Below are 20,169 nucleotides of genomic sequence, written 5' to 3'. Positions count from 1 at the left end.
TTATCCCTTGTACAGCCGTGGGTTCATTACATCGCGCAGCCAGTCGCCCAGCAGGTTGATCACCAGCACCAACACCACCAGCACCAGGCCGGGCAACAGAGTGATCCACCAGGAACCGCTCTGAATGTAGTCGAAGCCGGATTTGATCAGCGAACCCAGTGAAGGCTGGGTCTCAGGCATACCCAGGCCAAGAAACGACAGCGCCGCTTCAGAAATAATGGCGTTGGCAATTTGCACCGTACCGATCACGAAAATCGGCGAAAGAGTATTGGGCAGAATGTGGCGGAACATAATACGGTTGGTGCGAAAACCCATCACCTTGGCCGCGTCTACATATTCCTTTTTCTTCTCTGCCAGCACCGAGGCACGCACGGTACGGGCGATTTGTGGCCATTCAGCCACGCCGATGATAAAAATCAGCATGTAGATGGCGATTTCACCAAACATAATGCTGCCAAAGCTGGCCTTGAACACGGCGCCCACAATAATAGCCACCATCAAGGTAGAAAACGACAGTTGCACGTCGGCAATGCGCATCAGAATAGCGTCTACCCGACCACCCAGGTAGCCCGCCAGCAGGCCGAACATAATACCCAGAGCGGCTTGCAGAATGACCGCACCAAAACCAATCATCAACGACACCCGGGTGCCGTACAGAATGGTCGACAGCATATCCCGGCCCTGGGCGTCGGTGCCTAACGGGAAGGCCCCGTCGGCGCCGCTCATGCCAATCGGCGGCAACTCTGAGTTCATGATGTCGATCAGCGCCAGATCGTAAGGATCAGTCGGTGCTAACAAGGGTGCAAAAATCGCCGACAGAACCATCGCCAACAATACGATAAAGCTAGCAATGGCTACTTTGTCGCGTTTAAAGCTGTACCAGAGGAAAGAGTCGCGGACGCGAGCCCAACGGGAGACAGTCGCGGTCATCATGCTTTTTTACCTGTCAGTTTTACAGTGGGGTTCACCAGGCCGTAGATCAGATCCACAATCGTGTTGGTAATCACAAAAACCAGCCCCACCACCATCAGGTAGGCCACAATCAGCGGAATGTCGCTGCGGGTAATGGCTTCCAGAAACATCAAGCCCATGCCCGGCCACTGGAATACGGTTTCAGTAAGAATGGTGTAAGCGACCATGATGCCGAGTTGCACACCGCCGACCGTAATCACCGGCAGCATGGTGTTTTTCAAGGCGTGCAAAAAGTTGATGCGGCCGGAAGACAGCCCCTTGGCACGCGCGTAGCGAATGTAGTCGCTTTGCAGCACTTCCATCATTTCCGCACGAATCAGCCGGATAAACAGCGGCAGCATAATAGACGCCAAAGACACACAGGGCAGCACAAGGTGCAGAAGGCCGTCCCAGGAAAAAAATCCTGAATTCCAGGTACCGAAAAAATGGGTAAGCTCGTCGCCGCGGCCGTAAGACGGCAAACCGCCATCGGTAGACAGGGCGCCATTGAGCCAGGTGCCCCAACCGGTATCCGTTGGAAACATTTCAATCGTGACCCCAATCGAAAACAGCTGGATCAACACGATGGCAGTCAAGAACACCGGAATTGAAATACCCACAGTGCTGATGCCCATAAAAAATTTCGACAAAAATGCTTGTGGGCGAATAGCTGCGTAAACACCAATAGGCACCGAAAACACCAAAATGATCAGGCTGGCACCAATCACCAATTCCAGGGTAGCCGGAAGGTGTTCAGCAATAACCTGCAACGTAGGCTTGCCGTAGAAGTACGAAATGCCCAGATCTCCCTGCAGAGCATTACCGGCAAAGCGCGCATACTGCACGTAAATGGGGTCATTCAAACCCATGTCTTCACGTATGGCATCGCGCTCTTCCAGCGACACCGACATGCCCACCAGCTCCTGCAGCGGGTCACCCAGGCCGTCCTGAATGGCAAACGCAATCACGCTGATCACGAACATGACCAGAAATGCCTGGGAAATCCGTTGAACCAAAAACGCTAGCATGAAAAATGTCCGGATTAGGCGTCAATAAAAAAGCCGGTTACAGGCGCCCTTGGGAGAGTGGGTGCCCGCAACCGACCGGGTTTTACGGTTTGATCACGTGTGATTAGAGGCGGTTACTCGACCACTAGGTCTCCCAGGTACGGAAAGTTCATCACGTTCAATATGGGTTCAAGTTTTACGTTCTTCTTTGAAGCCCAAGCCAGATCCTGCCAGTGCAGGGGGATGAACGCAGCATCGTCATAGAGTTGCTTTTCTACGTCTTGCAGCATCGCAGCGCGTTTTTCACGATCGGTTTCCACATTGGCTTTCGCGACCAGCGCGTCAATTTCCGGATTGCAGTAGTTACCCGCGTTGTACTGGCCAGCGCCGGTGTCGGCATTCGGGCAGAAGGTCAGGAACTCGAAGAAGTTCGCAGAGTCTTCAGTGTCGGCGTGCCAGCCAATCAGCATCATGTCACCTGAACGGGCATCAAATTCGGGCCAGTACTGAGCCTTGGGCAGAGTTTTCAGATCCACCGTGATGTTGATCCGCGCCAGCATGGCCGCCGCCGCCTGGGCAATCTTGTCGTCATTCACGTAGCGGTTGTTGGGCGACATCATGGTAATGGTAAAGCCGTCTTCGTAGCCGGCTTCCTTCATCAGTTCCTGCGCCTTTTTCACATCATAACGAGGCTGCAACGATTCGTTATGACCAGAATAGCCAGCCGGTGACATCTGCGCTGCAGGAGTTGCAAAGCCTTTCATGATTTTAGCCGCAATGCCTTCCTGGTTAATGGCGTAAGCCACCGCCTGACGCACTTTGGGGTTCTTGAAGGCCTCAACACGATCCTGGTTCATGTGGAACATGATGATGCGGGTACCGCTCATGGCCACCAAATCTGTGTCTTCGTCGCGCTTGATGCGTTCCAGATCGGTTGGCGGTACCGGAGCGATGAAATCCACACCACCAGACAACAACGCCGATACGCGGGTGTTGTTTTCTTTGATGGGCGTCAGCACGATTTTCTTCACGTTGCCGGGTGATGCTTCATCCCAATAATCGGCAAAGCGTTCAAACTCCATACGCACGCCCTGCTGACGCGACGTAACAATGTACGGGCCAGTGCCGGACAGATTGCCAGATGCAAAGGAACTGCCATGCTTGGTAATGGCCGCTTTGTTCTGGCCATTTTCGGTCTCGCCGGAGTAGAACTCGCTGTCCATCGGAAAAATGTAAGTCGCGGTGTTCAGCAACAGCGGGTAAGGCTCGGCGGTAACCAGTTCAAAGGTGTAGTCATCAATCACATTGATGCCGTTGAAAGGCGCGAAGATCGCTTTAAAATCAGAGCTTTGCTTCAGACGATCGTAGGTAAACACGACGTCTTTGGTGGTTAGCTCATTACCGGAATGGAATTTAACGCCTTCGCGCAGTTTGAAGCGCATGGTTTTGTCATCTATGCGCTCCCAACTTTCTGCCAGGCGGGCATCAAAACCCAGGTCCTTGTTCCAGCGTATCAGCGGGTCAAAGGTCATGTGGGACAGTTGCAGCATGCCGCCAGACAACTGTTCATGGATGTCCAGGGTGACGGGATCGGCGTCGTAGGCCATTTTCAGTTCTTTCGTCGCTTCAGCAGACAGCGCTAAGGGCGCCGCGGCCAAAGCCATAGAGCCAACAAATGCGGTTAATAGCTTTCTCATCGCGTTTTCCGTTGCTGTTTTAAGAATTTTACGGACGAATCGGCACCCAAAGGCACCAGATACCTTTTAGTAACCTAGTCAACACACAGCAAAACGGCAATTGAAATTGCGACATACCCCTATACGCGAGATGCATACAGGCGTTTGAATGGACCCATGGGTTAGCGTAAAAAGCCTGTCACCAGTTGAAAAGAACCGGCAGCAGCAGCGCGGTAAACAGCCCGGTCAGGCTCATGCCCAATGAAGAAAAAGCACCTGCGGTACTGCTGATTTCAAACGCCCGCACGGTGCCAATGGCGTGGCCATTCAAGCCGAGTGCAAAACCGATCACCCGCTCATCCGTAATTTTCAACAGGCGGGTGGCGACCTCGACGCAAAAGGTGGTAAATACGCCCGTAATCAATAGAGCCGCCATCAACATCGGGACCGAGCTGCCAATGATGTCACCAATACCCAGCGCGATGGCTGCTGTAACCGATTTTGGTGCTAGCGACGCCATAACCGTTGGCGACGCACCCAGCGCCCAGGCAATGACGAGCGTGTACAGCACCGCCAGTGAGGCGGCTATAGGCAAGGTGAGAACGATAGGCCAGAACATGGCACGAATATGATGAATGTTTTGATACAGCGGCACGCCCAGCGCCACTGTAGCCGGGCCCAGCAGCAGCATTAGCCAGTTCGCACCGTCGCGATAACTGTCTGGATCTAAGCCTAGCAGCGCAATCATGCCGGCCAGAATAGTGGCTGCGGGCACAACCGGTGGCAGCCACACCGGGCGGCCAATAGCGATGTACACACTGTTCGCTGCAAAAAACGCCAGTATAGTCATCGCGATGGCGAGCATCGGCGTGTCTGCCAGCACGTGAGACAGCGTTAGTAAACGCTCCCAAATCGTCAACGGGCTATTCATGAGTGTTTGATCTAGAGGGCAGTTTGCGCGCCAGCACGTTTAATAGAACCAAGGTGGTGACCACACTCAAAAAAGTGCCCACCAGCAAAGACACACTCACCGCCAGCCACTGACCGGTGAACTTGCCGGAGATGAAAAATATCTCTGTTAGGCCGGGCATAATCAGCAAAATAAGCACCGAGATCAGAGCCTGGCTGGCACTGGCCACAGCATTTCCCACGCCACCGGTCGCCATAAAATACAGCGTGAGCATCATCAGCCCCAGAATACCGCCGCTAATCGGCACTAAAAAAACCAGCCGCAGTGCTTCGCCTAGCAGGAAAAACAGCACCAGAATCAGAAAACCCCGTAATATCGACATAGGCGGCGCCCAGCTATTCCTTAAATGAATTACACTCGTCGCGCGCATTGTCACCCACGCACCGAAAGGGCGCAAACCGCCCCGCGATTACCACAGGAATCTCATGGCGCTCAAAGCTACCATTTTTAAAGCCACGCTGAATATTGCCGATATGGATCGCCATTACTATGCCGACCACCAGTTGACCCTGGCGCGCCACCCTTCAGAAAACGACGAACGCATGATGGTACGGCTGCTGGCGTTTGCACTAAACGCCAGTGACCAACTGGAGTTCACAAAAGGCCTGAGCACAGACGACGAGCCAGAACTGTGGCAAAAAAGCCTGAGCAACGAAATTGAACTTTGGATTGAACTGGGCCTGCCAGATGAAAGCCGCCTGCGCAAAGCCTGCAACCGCTCAAAACAGGTGATTCTATACACCTACGGCGGCCGCGGCGTGCCCATATGGTGGGACAAAAATAAAGCAAAACTGGCACGTTTTAACAACCTGACTTGTGTGAATCTGGACCCGGAAGCCACCGAACAACTGGCAGGCCTGGCACAGCGTGCCATGAGCCTTCAGGTGACCACTCAGGACGGCGAAGTGACCTTCAGTAATGAGCACGGGCTTGTAGCCCTAACGCCCGAGCGGTTCGCCTAGCGGAGCTAAGTTGGCCTCTTATTCAGGACCAAACCCGCAAATTAAGCGCCGCTGCCCGGCAAAGGCTGGACAGTCGCCCGCTGCAAACGTAAGATTACGCACTCGAAATTAGCGCGCAGCCGTTAAGCTCGTAAGCGCCCGTAGCTCAGCTGGATAGAGTACTGCCCTCCGAAGGCAGTGGTCACAGGTTCGAATCCTGTCGGGCGCACCATATTTTTCAAGGTCTTACGTGAAAGCGTGGGGCCTTTTTTATTGGCTGTGCCCAAACGGTGCCCGTGGTGTGCCCAAAATTTTAAACTGCTTTTTCTTACCCCTGAAGTTACGAACCCTGCCCTGAATTCGGAAACTCCCCCTACCGGGCACAGTAAACGCCAGCCTAACCAGTCGAAATCTCTACCGATAGGCTAAAAACCAAAACTAAGCTAAAGAGGCATTGCCACCACTTCACCGTAAAAAAACCAACAACACGGAGTTCAGCCCGAAATTGGAAACGAAGTGATAACATCACTATCGTTTCAATAGAGGCCAAATCGCTTTAGCAGCGATTGCCCCCTTTACCCAACAAACGGTCGTTTTTTGTGCGCTGATTTTGCACTCTCAAAAACTAACTTTTCTTGTGGTTTTTTGATAAACAATTGCGTCTAAAAATCTACGACTAGAAAACGGTAGGGCAGCTTGGCCGTCGGCAGACTACCTGTAGCGACGAAAAAGTTACTTTAAGAAAGCTTGTGCCTGTAAAAACTGACAGTGAAGGGTAGGTGTCGCCAGTAGCGGTCAAATTTGACCGAAGAGCGCAGGGATTGGGAGGCAAAAAGTGGTAGCTGGCAGGGCGAAAGCAATTTGTGTGCGCGCACAGAATGCGGTGGATGGAGAATCGGCAGTTGGAAGCGGGGCATGGCGCGGTCAAATTTGACCGTCACCCTGGCCAGACAATGCTTTCTCAATCTGTGGTCGCGACCACAACTCTTGGGTTTCCCCTGCTCACCTGAAATCCGGTCCTGCAATGGGCGGTCAAATTTGACCGTCACCCTGACTAAGCAACGGGATCTTCATCTGTGGACGCGTCCACAACTCCGGGGTATTCCCCTGTCCAGCCAAAATCCCAGCCTGCTATCGACGGTCAAATTTGACCGTTACTCCGGCTACTCACTGCTCGCCCAAAACGCAGCCTGCAATGGGCGGTCAAATTTGACCGTCATTCTGGCTACACACTGCCCTCTCAATCTGTGGCCGCGACCACAACTCCGGGGGTTCCCCTATGTACCCAAAATTCTAGCCGGCTGTCGACGGTCAAATTTGACCGTTACCCTGGCTACTCACTGCTTATTCAATCTGTGGCCGCGGCCACAACTCTGGGGCTCCCCTATTCACCCGAAATCCCAGCCTGCTATGGGCGGTCAAATTTGACCGTTACCCTGACCAGACAATGGCTTCTCCATCTGTGGGCGCGCCCACAACTCTGGGGTTCCCCCTATTCACCCGAAATCCCAGTCGGCTATGGGCGGTCAAATTTGACCGTTACCCTGGCTAGACACTGCTTTCTCAATCTGTGGGCGCGCCCACAACTCCGGAGTATCCCCTTATCCACCCGATAATCCAGCCTGCTATGGACGGTCAAATTTGACCGTTACCCTGGCTAGACACTGCTTTCTCAATCTGTGGTCGCGCCCACAACTCTGGGGCGTTAAAGAAAACCATGTATTAGTAGGATAAATTACTAAAGGCTACTAAGCGCATCTACGAAATATCTTAAGGGCGAATTTGTTACCAACTTAATTATTTTTTCACCCGAAACCCCAGCCTGCAATGGGCGGTCAAATTTGACCGTCACCCTAGTTGGAAGTTATGTATGCATAAAGGCCAATGTTCTATATATGTCGGCACGAATATGTATAGAAAATTGAGAAAACTATACATGACGGTGGTTGTTCCGCCTTTTTTTCGCCAACTCAGCTTTGAAACGATGATCTATGTCGATGGAATCGACACAGCTTCATCACGCCGACTGCAACGGCCGAATTGGCAGTCTCAGGTGGGGTGTGGAGCGGTCAAATTTGACCATCACCCTGGCCAGACAATGCTATCTCCAGTTGTGGGCGCGCCCACAACTCTGGGGTATCCCCTTATCCACTCGAAAATCCAACCTACTGTGGGCGGTCAAATTTGACCGCAGATGGCCGCGATTGAGCCAAACAAAACTCTATTTGTTGAGAGCCCGATAAACGGTCATTCGTGAGACTCCCAAATCTCTGGCAATCTGGGCCTTGGTTTCTCCATTTTCGACACGCTTTTGAATCTCGGCGTCATCAATATTTTTTTGGCGACCTTTATAGGTGCCTTTAGTCTTCGCTACCTCAATTCCGGCGCGTTGCCGGTCCTTAATAAACTTCAGCTCCATGTCCGCAACCATGCCAAGAACAGTGATCACCATGCGACCCATTTCGCCCTCGGTTGTGATATCCGGTTCAAGAACTCGTAACGAAGCACCTCTGGTGTCCAACTCGTGGACCAGGTTCAGCACATCGCGCGTAGAGCGACCAAGACGGTCTAAACGGTGTACAACAAGCTCATCATCCTTGCGTAGAAACTCCAGTACGGTATTCAGCTCTGTTCGCCCATCCCGCGAAGCGCCTGACCCGGTTTCAGACCGAATAACCTCACAACCTGCCGCGGCCAACTTATCGATTTGAATGTCGAGATCCTGGCTGGCACTGCTAACACGCGCATATCCGATACGAGACATAGTTTTCCGCTCAATTGTCACATTAGGGTGGCTATGGTGATGATACTGTCACTAACCTCAATTAGTAACCCTATAGTGACACTTTAACATGTAACACTGAAAAGTAACCTTGGGGTGTACTCTCCTGTGACTTAAAAGACTGCCCTGTATATTTTCTAGTAATAATAATCTAAATCAAAACTAATGCTTTTCATGCTTTTTACTAGGATTTTTTAAGCGTCCTAGACTAGGACGCGTGAAAAGTCCCACGTAGGGCGTCAGCGTAGCTCTACAAATTTTTGCATTTAAAAATTTGCAAATTTTTTGAAAATTACCTCTCCCTTGACGCAGTGTTTTAGTTTGTGCCAAACTATCACCTGAAATCGACGAACACCACAGGAGCGTCATCGTGGCAAAAACAAGGCATATCCATAAGCGCATGAGTCAGCGTGGCATCAAATCACGCTTGGTTGATCTGGTGTCACAGTTTGGCGTTGATCACGATGACAAAGTTATCCTGACCCGCAAAAACGTAGAAGCCTTGCTGGGCGCCGTCGAGGGTTTGAAGCGCCAACTGCTAGAGGTTCACTCAAAAGGAGGGCTTGCCGTCGTGGAGCAGGGTGACTACCAAATCACCACTTACTCACTGAATAGCTATTCACGCAAGAAACTACGTGTAGGAGGTGACCATGCACTCGGCTGAATACATCGCATTAGAGGGCGTTGCTGACATTCTGCGTCAGGAAGGTATAGACCCAAGCCGTATGGCAGACGAATTGGCGGTGCTCGTGAGCTGGGCTTCGCTCAGCCATAAAGAGCATGGCGGGCTGGAATGGAGCGAACAGCAACCAGATCTTGGGTATGCGTTTGAGCAAATGACAGAGAGCTTGGGAGAGCACGGCCGCTTTTTTAGCGAGAGTCGTTTACCCAAGCTCTCTGCGAAATCGGTCAATGCGATTAAGGGCCATCTGAATGCGTTATCAGATGCCTCGGCCATTGGTTTAGCAAAAGCGTTGGTCGCAGTGGTTGAAGGGCTGGAACGCTCTGGCCAGGTGATAACGTATAAGTTGGGGCGCTTATTGGCAGAGCTCTGTGCACCTGGCCAAGAGAAAACAGTGCTTCATCACGATGGAAGTGTCACTGCGCTTGTGGCATTGGAAAACCCAGAAAAAGCCGACCTTTCTATGCGCACTGTTTCGGCGTACTCGTGGGTCGTGAGTGACCTGCTCGGATCAACGCTTACAGTAGGCGATGCCTTTGGTTCGGAAACACCGCCTGGAACCGCCGGCTTTGTTATTTCTACGCCGCCTTTCCAGGCCTCAGAGTTCTCAAAGAGCTCCAAACTAAAATCGGATGAGCTGGCCGTTCTGAGAACGGCCCGAGAGTGCCGTGTCAGAGGCGTTGTGTGTGCCTCGCTGGGTATTCTATTTTCAAGAGCGGCCATGGGCATCCGAGAAGAGCTGATCAATGAAAACTGGCTGGACGCAGTTATCGGTTTGCCGAAAGGGACCTTGCTGAATACGCATTTGGCGTCGGTCATTTTGGTGATCAATAAAGACCGGGAAAAGGATACGCCCATCGTGTTCATCGATGCGGAGGCGCCTCAAACCGATAGTGATATCGACAAACTGCTAACCATCGTTAGGAATAAAAAAACGAGCCCTCAAAGTGCCACGGCGTTTCAGTCCGATCTTCAAAAAAACGACTACGACCTCACTATTAGCCGGTACAAGCTTGGACGAGCAGCCCAGCAACTGAAGCAGCTAGAATCTGCTGTGTCCTTAGATGGCGTTGCCGAAATTGTGCGAGCGCAAAGCTTAAAAGACGCCGACGATCATGAAGGGGCTACAGTCTTTCTAGAAGCTTCCGTACGAGATATTACTGAGCCTGGACGAATGGGTCTCCCAGAGAAAACGGTTCATGTGGACAAGAAGAATCTGCGCCGAGCTCAGAGCCAACGTTTGTACCCCGGTGATTTACTGCTTGCTATAAAAGGCAGTGTTGGGCGTGTCGCGTATGTCGATGATGCTTGCGGTGACAATTGGGTTGCCAGCCAAGCGTTCGTGATCATCCGGCCGAAAGGTACGGCGGTTTCATCGCCTTATCTTTATCGTTACTTAGCGTCAGAGCTGATTCAGGAATACATCGAAGAAACGGCTACGGGTGCAGTCATGGCGCTGCTAAAGGCTGCTGACGTGTCAAATATCCAAGTGCCTTTGCCCGACGCTGAGTTCAAGCACGCTGTTGAGTCAACGCACACCGAAATTTTGTCGGAATACGATGCAATTAGAGAGCATCGCAACAATATTCAGGGCTTTGAAAAACGGCACTGGACTTTAAAAAGCACCAATACAGCACCTGACGAGGAATTATGACTCTCCCGGTGAATGATGTCATAGAGCCGGGATAGGACTACACACCCTATTTAAAACCAAAGAAGATCTTGGTCTCACAGTAGGGGCTACTGGCAATATGGAGCGCTAAATAATGGGAAACGTATCCAAAATCAGCGATCTGTAGTCAAGAAAACCCCTGGATGCTGGGTTGAGCCAGAGTAGATAAAGCGGTAGGAAAGATTTTAAAAGCTGAGCCGCATCTGACTCTCAGGTCACGAAGACTGACGTTGCCACACTTTTTGTGTATGACCCGCTGCTCTACATTGACTAACAAACATATTGGCCCTGGGAGGGTTTCGTGGCTCTTAATCATGGAAAATTGATGCAAGATCTGGAGCGCCTATCGTCGCAACCGGACACCGATCAGTTCATCTTCGACTTTCTGCGTGCCTACCAAACGCCGAACGCCACACTAACTCGCCTGATGCAGGGCGGGGATCGCAATGTTGGCGAGCGGCCCGGGGATGTTGGGGTACGCCAGAAACTGTATTTCCGCCCGGTGACTGAAGATCCGTACACGACGGCCGTGGCCTTACTGGACGAAGAAGTGATTTCCCGGCACAAGATCCGCTTTGTGATCGTCACCGATTTTAAAGACCTGGTGGCTTACGATTTAGGGGTTGGTGACCGGATGGAATGCGCCTTCCGCGATCTTTCTCTGCACTACAGCTTCTTCCTGCCGCTGGCAGGTTACGAAAAAGCCGTGGAATACTCCGACTCGCCCGCCGACGTTAAGGCCGCTGAGAAAATGGGGCGCCTGTGCGACCTACTTCGTCAGAGTAACGAAATGGGCGCCCCGGGCCGGGTCCATGAGCTTAATGTTTTCCTTACCCGACTGCTGTTTTGCCTGTTTGCCGAGGACACCGGCATTTTTGAAGAAAACCAGTTCACGACTGCTGTGCAGGGCAACACCCACAAGGACGGCAGTGACGCCCATCAGGTATTGCGCCAGATCTTTCTTGCGATGAATACCGAGCGACGGCCACGAGATCTCCCCGCACACCTGGCTGCCTTCCCCTATGTGAATGGTGGTCTGTTCCGCGATGACCTACCGGTGCCTGTCATGGGCGCCCGAGCCCGTCGCATGCTGCTGGATGCAGGGCAACTGGACTGGTCTACGATCAACCCTGACATTTTCGGTTCTATGTTTCAGTCCGTGATTGACCCGGAACAGAGGGGAAACTTGGGTCAGCACTACACATCGTTGTCGAACATCATGAAGGTACTTCGCCCACTGTTTCTCGACAAATTAGAGGATGCGCTGGATAAGGCCAAGGGAAAGCCGAAACAACTAGAAAAACTGTTACAGCGGATTCGGGACATCAAAGTATTTGATCCGGCCTGCGGAAGTGGCAATTTTTTGATCATCGCTTTCAAAGAGCTGCGGAAGCTGGAGATGCAAGTGCTGGAAGCTCTCAATGACAGCACAAAGCAGAACATTCTGGTCATGCCTGGAGTGCAGATCCAGAATTTTTACGGCATAGAAACAGATGATTTTGCCCATGAAATAGCGCTTCTTGCCCTGTGGCTTTCGGAGCATCAGATGAACATGGCGTTCCTAGATAAATTCGGGCATTACGAACCCACGCTGCCATTGAAGGCTAGCGGCAATATCGAACTGGGTAATGCCCTGAGTCTGGACTGGACGCGGATTTGCCCGAGGCGCCCGCATGAGGAGGTGTACGTTTGTGGGAACCCCCCTTTCAATGGGGCCAACTCCCGAACGCCTGAGCAAAATGAGTCGATGGCGCAGGTATTTAAGGGGTTTCGGACATTCAAATACCTGGACTTTGTTGCTTGTTGGTTCTGGAAAGGCGCCCAGTACATAGCGGGTACTCAAGCGGAAATGGGTCTGGTTGCAACCAACTCCATTTGCCAGGGCATGCAGACCTCAATGTTATGGCCGCCTATCCTAGAGAAAGACCTTTCGATTCACTTTGCTTATCAAGGCTTTCAATGGAAGAACAGTGCTCGGGATAATGCCGGGGTTCATGTTGCAATAATTGGGCTTAGTAATAACGCGACTACGAAGAGTCTCTACAAGAAAGTGGATGGCGACTGGCATAAAGAGACAGTTTCAAACATTAGCCCCTATTTGCTAGAGGGGACTGATATCGTCGTAAAAGATCGTGCCTCGCCTCTCATAAAATCAACCAGAATGGAGCATGGCAACAAGCCTGTTGACGGCGGAAATCTTCTGCTTACGCTAGGTGAAAAAGAAAAGCTGCTTCACGCCGAGCCCAATGCTGGGAAGTGGCTAAAGAGGCTTTTAGGTGCTGAGGAATTTATAAAGAACAAAGAGCGGTGGTGTCTGTGGCTCAAAGATGCCACCGAGGCAGACATAGATTCAATGCCGGCAGTAAGATCCAGGGTAGAACGGGTTAGAGAAGCTCGCTCAGCCAGCAGAGATGCAGGAGCGAGACAGCTGGCATTGAGGCCGCATCAATTTCGTGACCTCAATAATCCTGACAGCTTCCTTCTTGTTCCGTGCGTCACCTCCGAGCGCAGAGAATATGCGCCTATCGGGTTCTTCGGCAGCGATATCATTGCCACCAACCTGGTTAATACCGTTGCTGGTGGAACACTGTACGATTTCGGCGTGCTCTCAACCCGCATCCACATGGATTGGCTACACTTAGTCGGTGGTCGTCTAAAGAGTGACTTTCGTTATAGCGCAAAACTCGTTTACAACACCTTTCCTTGGCCGGATTACAACGCTAAACAACGCGCTGAAATCGAAGCTCTGGCCGATGAAGTTCTGCTCGTCCGAGAAGATACCTTCGACTGGACGATGGCCGAGATGTATGACCCCGACAAGATGCCTCCAGCACTTCGGGAGGCGCATAGGAATCTGGATGAAGCGTTAGAGCGGCTGTACCGCCGCACCCCTTTTCGCGATCAGGCCGAACGTCAGGAGTTCCTGCTGGCGCGGTATGAAAAACTTATCAAACAGGAAGCAGGAGTCGCAGTATGACTACGGACCTGATCCGCGTGGAGTACGCGCAAAACGGCAAAAGCAAAAAGACCAATGAGCTGGGAATGCGCGAGATGCAAGCCAGAGCCTATGAAGCACGTGGTCAGCAATACCTGTTACTCAAAGCGCCGCCGGCGTCGGGTAAGTCCCGGGCCTTGATGTTCCTGTCGCTGGATAAGCTGATCAACCAGGGGGTCCGTAAAGCGATTGTGGCGGTACCAGAGACATCCATCGGTGCCTCATTCGATAACACGGCGCTGTCCGAGCATGGATTTTATGCCGATTGGGTAGTACGTCCCGAGCACAATCTGTGCACCCCTGGCAGCGAAGGCAGTGACGGCAAGATCGACGCTTTCCGTCGGTTCATGCACCGTGAGTCCACGGACGTCAGGGATCGCGTGCTTATATGCACACACGCCACCCTGCGATTTGCCTTCGAGAAGCTCGCGACGTCCGAGTTCGACGACACGCTGCTGGCTATTGATGAATTCCACCACGCTTCGGCTGACCGCGAGAACCGTCTGGGCAATCTTCTGGACCGGCTGATGAAGCATTCCAGTGCCCATGTTGTCGCCATGACAGGCTCCTACTTTCGGGGCGATACCGTACCGATCCTGCTGCCAGAGGACGAGGAGAAGTTCAGCCGTATCACGTACACCTACTACGAGCAGCTCAACGGCTACGAACATCTGCGCTCACTGGGTATTGGCTATCACTTCTACACCGGCCGCTACATGAGCGCGATCAAGCAAGTTCTGGACCCGGGTAAAAAGACCATCATTCACATCCCCAACGTTAATTCCCGGGAATCGACCAAGGATAAGTTCACGGAAGTGGATCAGATTGTGGATGCTCTGGGCACCGTCGAGAAGACTGAGCCAGATACTGGCATTCTCGTCGTCCTTGTAGATGGCGGTAAGCGACTACGTGTGGCCAATCTGGTCGATGATACGGTTGAGCGTCCCAAGGTAATGGCCTATTTAAGGCAGGCCAAGGGATACGACGATATCGACATCATTATTGCTCTGGGTATGGCCAAGGAGGGTTTTGACTGGCCATGGTGCGAGCACGTATTGACGATTGGTTACCGAAACTCCATGACAGAAGTCGTGCAGATTATTGGCCGGGCCACTCGCGACGCTCCCGGAAAGAACCACGCGCAGTTCACCAATCTTATTGCCCAGCCCGATGCCGAGGATGAAGACGTTAAATTCGCGGTCAACAACATGCTCAAGGCGATCACTGTATCTTTGCTGATGGAGCAGGTGATGGCGCCGAACTTCAATTTCCGCCCTCGGGATCTTGGCGGGGAGCCGGCAGTGGAAGGTCCCGGTTCGATTGAGATAAATGGTATAGGCGGAAATAAACCTTCCCCGCAGGTCCAGCAAGCACTGGATAACAGCAGCGACATCTTGGCTGCGTTTATCCAGCAGCCTGAAGCGGCCGCTGCGATCACCGGTACCAATGATCCAGAAGTGATGACCCAGGCCGTCCTGACCCGGGTAATTCAAGAGCGCTGTCCCCAGTTAACGTCTGAGGAAGTCGAGAATGTCCGTATGGGGATCACGACACAAATGGCGCTGAGCGCCAGTGGAGGGCTGTTTACTGAAGAAACCCTACCTGAGGATGCCGAGTTCATTACGCCAGAACCCGTGCGAGAGGGTGAAGATGAGCCGCCGGCCGCCCCCCGGATCATTCCTGGGAAAGAGAGCCCGGGTGGACAGGGTACTGGTGAGGACAAACGTTTTCTGCGGTTGGCAGGCAAGTTCGTGAACATCGAAGACCTGAACATGGATCTGATCGATCAGATCAATCCATTCCAGGGTGCCTACGAAATTCTGAGCAAATCCGTCACCGCCGGGGTGCTCAAAACCATCCAGGATGAGATTCAGGGGAACCGGGTCGAGATGACCGAAGGGGAAGCGACAATCTTATGGCCCAAGATCAAACGCTTCGTTAAAGAGCAAGGTCGAAACCCCTCTGAGTCCTCTCCCCATCCCATAGAGAAGCGTTACGCAGAATGTCTGCTGTGGTTGAAAAAACAAAAGCGCCAACGCTCACAACAGGCGGTTTGATTATGGCGCCGCGAGAATTTTTCAGCCTGGACGAAATATTCGGGGATGACGATCAAGGGTTGCTCGATAGCCAGGGCACCAGCCAGGCCCCGAGTCAGGTTCATCGTCTGCGTGAGGGCTTCGCTGAGATTAATGGCTTTTTGGATGAAAACGGGCGGGTTCCATTTAACGAGGGTGGTCAGTTGGAGCGACGCCTAGCCAGGCGTCTCGCGGCCATTTCCCGGGATCGCAGTAAGGTACGGGTACTTACGCAGGATGATCGGCACGGCTTGCTCCGCAGCGCGTTAAAAGACGACGCAGTGCCGGTGGATGAGGATTTCGATGCGGTGTCTGAGAATGTCACCTCGCTTGACGACATCTTCACTGATGCCGGCGGCTTGCTGGATAGTGAGGCTGATGAGCTTTTTGAGGAACGCCACATTCACTTCGGCACCAAAAAGAACACGCCCGATGAGATAGCCCAGCGCACGCCCTGCCATGACTTTGATCGCTTCGGGGGGCTGTTCAGCGGCGCTAAATCTGAGATCCGTGAGGGTCAAAGTGAAACAATACGATTTGCACAAGGCGCACAGATCCAGGAAGGGGATGTTTTCATCCTTGATGGCGTTATGTGCCTGGTCGATAAGATTGGTGAGAGGAATGAAGGTTCTGTCCGCGCCCGCCACAATCCCCGGATCAGAGTCGTCTTTGATAATGAAACCGAATCTAATTTACTCCTGCACTCTTTCGCCCGGGCGCTTTACAAAGACCCGAATGGGCGGCGTATTTTGATGGACCCGAATCGGGTATTTGAAAAGATGCAGGGGCTATCGCATCACGATCGGCGCAAAGGCGTGCTCTATATCCTTTCATCGCAGAGCACCAATCCGGAACTGGCTGCCATGAAAGATCTCTACAAAATCGGTTACACCGAGGAGTCGCTTGATAAGCGTATTGCCGGCGCTCAGCGCTCATCCACCTATCTTGAAGCTCCGGTGAAAAAGGAAGCCACTTACGATTGCTATGGAGCTAGCCCACGGGCGGTGGAGCGGCTGGTCCACGCAATGTTGTCTTCGCAGAAGCTGAACGTCACTCTCACAGATAGCCAAGGGCGCCGGTACCGGCCAAGGGAATGGTTCTGTGTAGATCTGGAGACAGCAAAGGGGGTCGTGGAGCGGATTGCCGATGGAACGATCAGCAACTACCGGATAGATGGCGTAAGCGGAAGACTGGTGGCCAAAAACCGGCGGTACTGACCTCAGGGTGAATCTGGAACGGATTAGTCGACCGTGTGAAAGGCACAATCTGCTTTATAATTAAGCATCACCGCCCTCAAGGATCTGAAACCGGGAGTTACTGAGCTATGAACAGGGAACAAATGATCGAAGCAGCAAACGACCTGATCCTTCACCGGGCTGCCGATCGAATGTTGAACCAAGGCATAAGCCGTGAGCAAGTGAACGAGTACCTAAGAAAGACGCCGCTTGAACAAATTAAGGCCGACAATCTCAAGGCGGAGAATGTGCAGTCTCACGCAGGATACAGCCTGATGGGCAGCATCATTGAGCAACTGAGGCGTCAAGATGACGATATGGCGGCGGTGCATGCCGGGAGGCAAATGCAGTTAGGTTTGGAGTCCAGAGACACAGTTGAACTGTCAGGGACGCAGAACGAGCGTGAAGCGGGTAAACAAAAATCAGAGGTTACGGTGGAGTTCTTGAAAACACTGCCTGCAGGGTCACGAATTCGTAGCGTGACGCTGCCGAGCGACAAACTTTAATGATTAAAACAGCTAAAAACCACACTCAATAGGCGCCAGAGGTTGATCCGCAGACCCTAGAGACTTGCCAGCGTACAACCGAAGTTCAGTCGTCATATAATGTTTTCGGGTATACCAAGCTGACGGAGTTCTTCCTGGATAATTTTCATAAATTTAACTCTATCCTCCTGAGTATTTTCGCGATAACCCGACTCTATCGTTAAGATGTTCGTCACCAAGTGAGCCAGCCCTCGTGATTCACCAGAGTCAATATGGGAAAGTAGCGCGTCTTTTATGCTTTGTGAAGATTCCGCTGAGTACCGAATTTTTACAACGTCTTTTATAACAACTGTGGGCCCAGCTCTCGGATTTTCTTGCGAGATCGATAAATATAACTTTCCTGCCCACCTTGCCGTTCCGCCCACATTGCCTTTTCTTGCCAACCAATTCGAGATCCCCATTTCACCTCTCTGGAAAGTTGTTTCGTTCGATAATAATTAGGCCATTTTCATCGACATGCCCGAAAGGTTTTTTACCCTCGTTCGATCAGGTCTAAGACGACTATCTCAACGTCTTGAACGCTTTTCTCATCCCCTCCTAATAATTCTTGAAGCCATGATTCGCAAGCGGCAGCGGAAGCCCAGTTTGGGTCACTGTACCCTTTAGCCCCTCGACGCAGCGCTTCTTGCCGCATTTCTGTAAAGCTATTTAACAATTTGAGCAGTTCCTGGTGATGGTCTTGCTGTTGCGTAGATTTGATGTGTTCAAGATATGCAGCAAGTTTCTGTAAGGATTGGGCAATTTGCCTCCTTGCTCCGCCCTTAAAAAATCCCGAAGTGGCGTGCTTTATAGCAATCAATTCCTGCTCATTAAAACTCATGATTCACCCATGATTTGAAGTTTTCAATATTTACAGAGTAGGCTGGACGGGGTGATTTTTCGAATACTGTTTTGATCGAGGATAAGGTTTCTGTGGGATGGATCGGACTTTGCACAGAGTCTTTGATACTGAGAATAGAAACCTCATCCCTGAGGTTTCTATTGCAGTTAAGCCGGCGCGGAACGCCAGTGCATTATGACGCTTTCCCAGCGTCCAAATCGAAAACGAACGTAACTACTCACGTGTACAATTTTCGGTTTAGCCATTTGCTCCTCCTAATGTCAGAGAAGAGGAGGGATTCCTTGAAAAGATTGACGCTACCGTCTATGCTTCATCGCGTTACCTGATGTAAGCCTTGTACGGGTGGGGCTAAGAACCTCCTCACATAGGGCCAACACCGCAGTTTGTGGCGAACTGGGTGTCCATCAATCTAAGTGGGCATTGATGTGGTGTCAGTGCTTACTTTTCTCGCCTTACCCCTTTAAATGGCGTTCCATCCTGTTTAACGTCCATTATCCGTCCTGTGTCCGCATCTCTTTTTGCCCAATTCCCAGAGGGCATCCGGAACTGTGAACGACTTCGAACTGCTCCTTGTCGTCGGTTATCTCCATACGGTCTATTAGTTGCCATTGCTAATCACCTATCGTAGTGGTTTACATAAGCACACCATAAATCAGTGTACTTTCTGATCATGCATGATCAAAATGATCTTGTCAAACGATCATTTATGTTGCACAGTTCAAGAGAAATAAAAACTGGAGCCACCGATGTCTAATGCCGCCGAATCTCGACTTGAACACATAGAATTCGTCCTGCTTTTTCGAGGATCCATTTCTCGACAAGACCTAATAGAGGCTTTTGAGATAGGTGAAGCAGCAGCCACGAGAGATTTCCGTCAATACAACGAATCTTGTCCTGGCAACATGCATTTGAATAGCGTAACCAAGCGGTGGGAAATCCAAGTCGATTCGTTCAAGCCATGCTTTAATCATCGTGCTCAGTCAGTATTGTCGAGACTCAGAGGTCAAAAATACAGCGCGTTGTTGGGTATAAGTTTCGCAACTGGCGCCCCCAGACTCTCCTTGCCCAATGTTAATATTCTAGCTTGTGTAACTCGTGCGATTGCCAACAAAAAAGCAATACGAGTTCGTTATATGCATGCCTCCGGTTCTTGCAAAAATATCGAAATCGCCCCCCATTCATTGGTAGATAATGGAATCCGCTGGCATGTACGTGCCTTTGACCGTTCACAACAAAAATTCTGGGACTTTGTGCTAGGACGAATCTCCAACGCTACTGTTATACCTGATCCAATCAGTGACACTGAGTCAGTCGATGCTGATCATCAGTGGAACCGTATTGTTAAATTGGAATTGGCGCCCCATCCAAGCTCTAAAAATTTACAAAATCCGAAAGCAATCGAATTTGAATACGGTATGCAGGATGGCTTCATCATTCAGGAAGTGCGTGCAGCTAACGTAGGTTACTGGCTTCGCTTGTGGAATGTTGACTGCTCTCTAGACCAATCAAAACGCGGCAAACAGTACCAGCTTTATTTGAGAAATCCGCCGGCTCTCTATGATGTAGTAAGTGCTCAACTGGCACCTGGATACAACCCCGAAATCGGGAACTAACATGAGGTCAGTGACCCCCTTTCCCCTTAGTGGCACTGCTACTGCACATAATACCCATTCTGTACAACGCCCGTCCCCTAGACTTAGGGGCATGCATATTTAAAGAGCGATGAAATGCGCGGTAAATTTCTCGCTTATAAAGAGATTAATTCGAAGCAGTAAAAACAGCGGTTTCGCTAAAGTC

At 51.5% G+C, this 20,169-nt stretch carries 15 protein-coding genes and 1 tRNA gene; 9 read left to right on the top strand and 7 right to left on the bottom strand.

The window, feature by feature from the left end; all coding sequences use genetic code 11:
- From ABA45_RS02435 to ABA45_RS02415, 5 genes are all read right to left on the bottom strand, one after another.
- Positions 1-933 carry an ABC transporter permease gene (locus ABA45_RS02435; RefSeq protein WP_048384192.1) on the bottom strand — a complete coding sequence of 311 codons (933 nt, stop codon included), beginning with the start codon at positions 931-933 and terminating at the stop codon, positions 1-3.
- Positions 930-1,979 (bottom strand): ABC transporter permease, encoded by a 1,050-nt coding sequence (locus ABA45_RS02430; protein ID WP_014869779.1) that lies wholly within the window; start codon positions 1,977-1,979, stop codon positions 930-932. Before ABA45_RS02430 ends, ABA45_RS02435 begins: the two co-directional genes overlap by 4 nt.
- Positions 1,980-2,092: 113 nt before the next feature.
- On the bottom strand, positions 2,093-3,655 hold the full coding sequence (locus ABA45_RS02425) for an ABC transporter substrate-binding protein (protein ID WP_048384190.1): 1,563 nt from the start codon (positions 3,653-3,655) through the stop codon (positions 2,093-2,095).
- Positions 3,656-3,833: 178 nt separating this feature from the next.
- Entirely contained in the window at positions 3,834-4,565 is a 732-nt protein-coding gene (locus ABA45_RS02420; RefSeq protein WP_048384188.1) for an LrgB family protein, read from the bottom strand.
- Complete coding sequence (locus tag ABA45_RS02415) at positions 4,558-4,926, bottom strand: CidA/LrgA family protein (protein WP_048384187.1); 369 nt, start codon at positions 4,924-4,926, stop codon at positions 4,558-4,560. Before ABA45_RS02415 ends, ABA45_RS02420 begins: the two co-directional genes overlap by 8 nt.
- 103 nt (positions 4,927-5,029) lie before the next feature.
- Between ABA45_RS02415 and ABA45_RS02410 the strand changes: the two genes are divergently transcribed.
- Entirely contained in the window at positions 5,030-5,566 is a 537-nt protein-coding gene (locus ABA45_RS02410; RefSeq protein ID WP_048384185.1) for a YaeQ family protein, read from the top strand.
- A 134-nt stretch (positions 5,567-5,700) separates the two neighbouring features.
- Positions 5,701-5,777 (top strand) — tRNA-Arg (locus tag ABA45_RS02405).
- Between the two features lie 1,989 nt (positions 5,778-7,766).
- On the opposite strand, the gene ABA45_RS02400 is transcribed toward ABA45_RS02405, so the two are convergent.
- Positions 7,767-8,309 (bottom strand): recombinase family protein, encoded by a 543-nt coding sequence (locus ABA45_RS02400; protein ID WP_048384182.1) that lies wholly within the window; start codon positions 8,307-8,309, stop codon positions 7,767-7,769.
- 388 nt (positions 8,310-8,697) lie between these two features.
- Here ABA45_RS02400 and ABA45_RS02395 point away from each other — a divergent pair, with 388 nt between their 5' ends.
- From ABA45_RS02395 to ABA45_RS02370, 6 genes are all read left to right on the top strand, one after another.
- Positions 8,698-8,991 carry a hypothetical protein gene (locus ABA45_RS02395; protein WP_157035521.1) on the top strand — a complete coding sequence of 98 codons (294 nt, stop codon included), beginning with the start codon at positions 8,698-8,700 and terminating at the stop codon, positions 8,989-8,991.
- A gap of 61 nt (positions 8,992-9,052) precedes the next feature.
- Positions 9,053-10,663, top strand: a complete 1,611-nt coding sequence (locus ABA45_RS02390; protein ID WP_198147043.1) for an N-6 DNA methylase — start codon at positions 9,053-9,055, stop codon at positions 10,661-10,663.
- 343 nt (positions 10,664-11,006) lie between these two features.
- A complete protein-coding gene (locus ABA45_RS02385; RefSeq protein WP_084708263.1) occupies positions 11,007-13,658 on the top strand; it encodes a class I SAM-dependent DNA methyltransferase in 2,652 nt (883 codons plus the stop codon).
- Positions 13,655-15,733 (top strand): DEAD/DEAH box helicase, encoded by a 2,079-nt coding sequence (locus ABA45_RS02380; RefSeq protein ID WP_048384175.1) that lies wholly within the window; start codon positions 13,655-13,657, stop codon positions 15,731-15,733. Before ABA45_RS02385 ends, ABA45_RS02380 begins: the two co-directional genes overlap by 4 nt.
- Positions 15,679-16,968, top strand: coding sequence for a GIY-YIG nuclease family protein (locus ABA45_RS02375; protein ID WP_198147041.1), 1,290 nt, complete (start codon positions 15,679-15,681; stop codon positions 16,966-16,968). Before ABA45_RS02380 ends, ABA45_RS02375 begins: the two co-directional genes overlap by 55 nt.
- A gap of 107 nt (positions 16,969-17,075) precedes the next feature.
- A complete protein-coding gene (locus ABA45_RS02370; protein WP_048384171.1) occupies positions 17,076-17,492 on the top strand; it encodes a hypothetical protein in 417 nt (138 codons plus the stop codon).
- A 511-nt stretch (positions 17,493-18,003) separates the two neighbouring features.
- Here the strand turns inward: ABA45_RS02370 and ABA45_RS02360 are convergent.
- Positions 18,004-18,351, bottom strand: a complete 348-nt coding sequence (locus ABA45_RS02360) for a hypothetical protein (protein ID WP_048384167.1) — start codon at positions 18,349-18,351, stop codon at positions 18,004-18,006.
- 767 nt (positions 18,352-19,118) lie between these two features.
- Here ABA45_RS02360 and ABA45_RS02355 point away from each other — a divergent pair.
- Positions 19,119-19,985 (top strand): WYL domain-containing protein, encoded by an 867-nt coding sequence (locus ABA45_RS02355; protein WP_048384164.1) that lies wholly within the window; start codon positions 19,119-19,121, stop codon positions 19,983-19,985.
- Positions 19,986-20,169: the final 184 nt, after the last annotated feature.

The sequence above is a fragment of the Marinobacter psychrophilus genome (assembly GCF_001043175.1).
GTDB classification, from domain to species: Bacteria; Pseudomonadota; Gammaproteobacteria; order Pseudomonadales; family Oleiphilaceae; genus Marinobacter; species Marinobacter psychrophilus.
This window is presented reverse-complemented; position numbering and strand designations above follow the sequence as displayed.

What these genes read in the sequence shown, in the direction of transcription:
- ABA45_RS02375 (WP_198147041.1), top strand. Translation starts at nt 15,679, where the DNA reads ATGTCTGCTGTGGTTGAAAAAACAAAAGCGCCAACGCTCACAACAGGC.
- ABA45_RS02415 (WP_048384187.1), bottom strand. Translation starts at nt 4,926, where the DNA reads ATGTCGATATTACGGGGTTTTCTGATTCTGGTGCTGTTTTTCCTGCTA.
- ABA45_RS02410 (WP_048384185.1), top strand. Translation starts at nt 5,030, where the DNA reads ATGGCGCTCAAAGCTACCATTTTTAAAGCCACGCTGAATATTGCCGAT.
- ABA45_RS02370 (WP_048384171.1), top strand. Translation starts at nt 17,076, where the DNA reads ATGAACAGGGAACAAATGATCGAAGCAGCAAACGACCTGATCCTTCAC.
- ABA45_RS02425 (WP_048384190.1), bottom strand. Translation starts at nt 3,655, where the DNA reads ATGAGAAAGCTATTAACCGCATTTGTTGGCTCTATGGCTTTGGCCGCG.
- ABA45_RS02355 (WP_048384164.1), top strand. Translation starts at nt 19,119, where the DNA reads ATGTCTAATGCCGCCGAATCTCGACTTGAACACATAGAATTCGTCCTG.
- ABA45_RS02400 (WP_048384182.1), bottom strand. Translation starts at nt 8,309, where the DNA reads ATGTCTCGTATCGGATATGCGCGTGTTAGCAGTGCCAGCCAGGATCTC.
- ABA45_RS02385 (WP_084708263.1), top strand. Translation starts at nt 11,007, where the DNA reads ATGCAAGATCTGGAGCGCCTATCGTCGCAACCGGACACCGATCAGTTC.
- ABA45_RS02430 (WP_014869779.1), bottom strand. Translation starts at nt 1,979, where the DNA reads ATGCTAGCGTTTTTGGTTCAACGGATTTCCCAGGCATTTCTGGTCATG.
- ABA45_RS02360 (WP_048384167.1), bottom strand. Translation starts at nt 18,351, where the DNA reads ATGAGTTTTAATGAGCAGGAATTGATTGCTATAAAGCACGCCACTTCG.
- ABA45_RS02435 (WP_048384192.1), bottom strand. Translation starts at nt 933, where the DNA reads ATGATGACCGCGACTGTCTCCCGTTGGGCTCGCGTCCGCGACTCTTTC.
- ABA45_RS02420 (WP_048384188.1), bottom strand. Translation starts at nt 4,565, where the DNA reads ATGAATAGCCCGTTGACGATTTGGGAGCGTTTACTAACGCTGTCTCAC.
- ABA45_RS02390 (WP_198147043.1), top strand. Translation starts at nt 9,053, where the DNA reads ATGGCAGACGAATTGGCGGTGCTCGTGAGCTGGGCTTCGCTCAGCCAT.
- ABA45_RS02380 (WP_048384175.1), top strand. Translation starts at nt 13,655, where the DNA reads ATGACTACGGACCTGATCCGCGTGGAGTACGCGCAAAACGGCAAAAGC.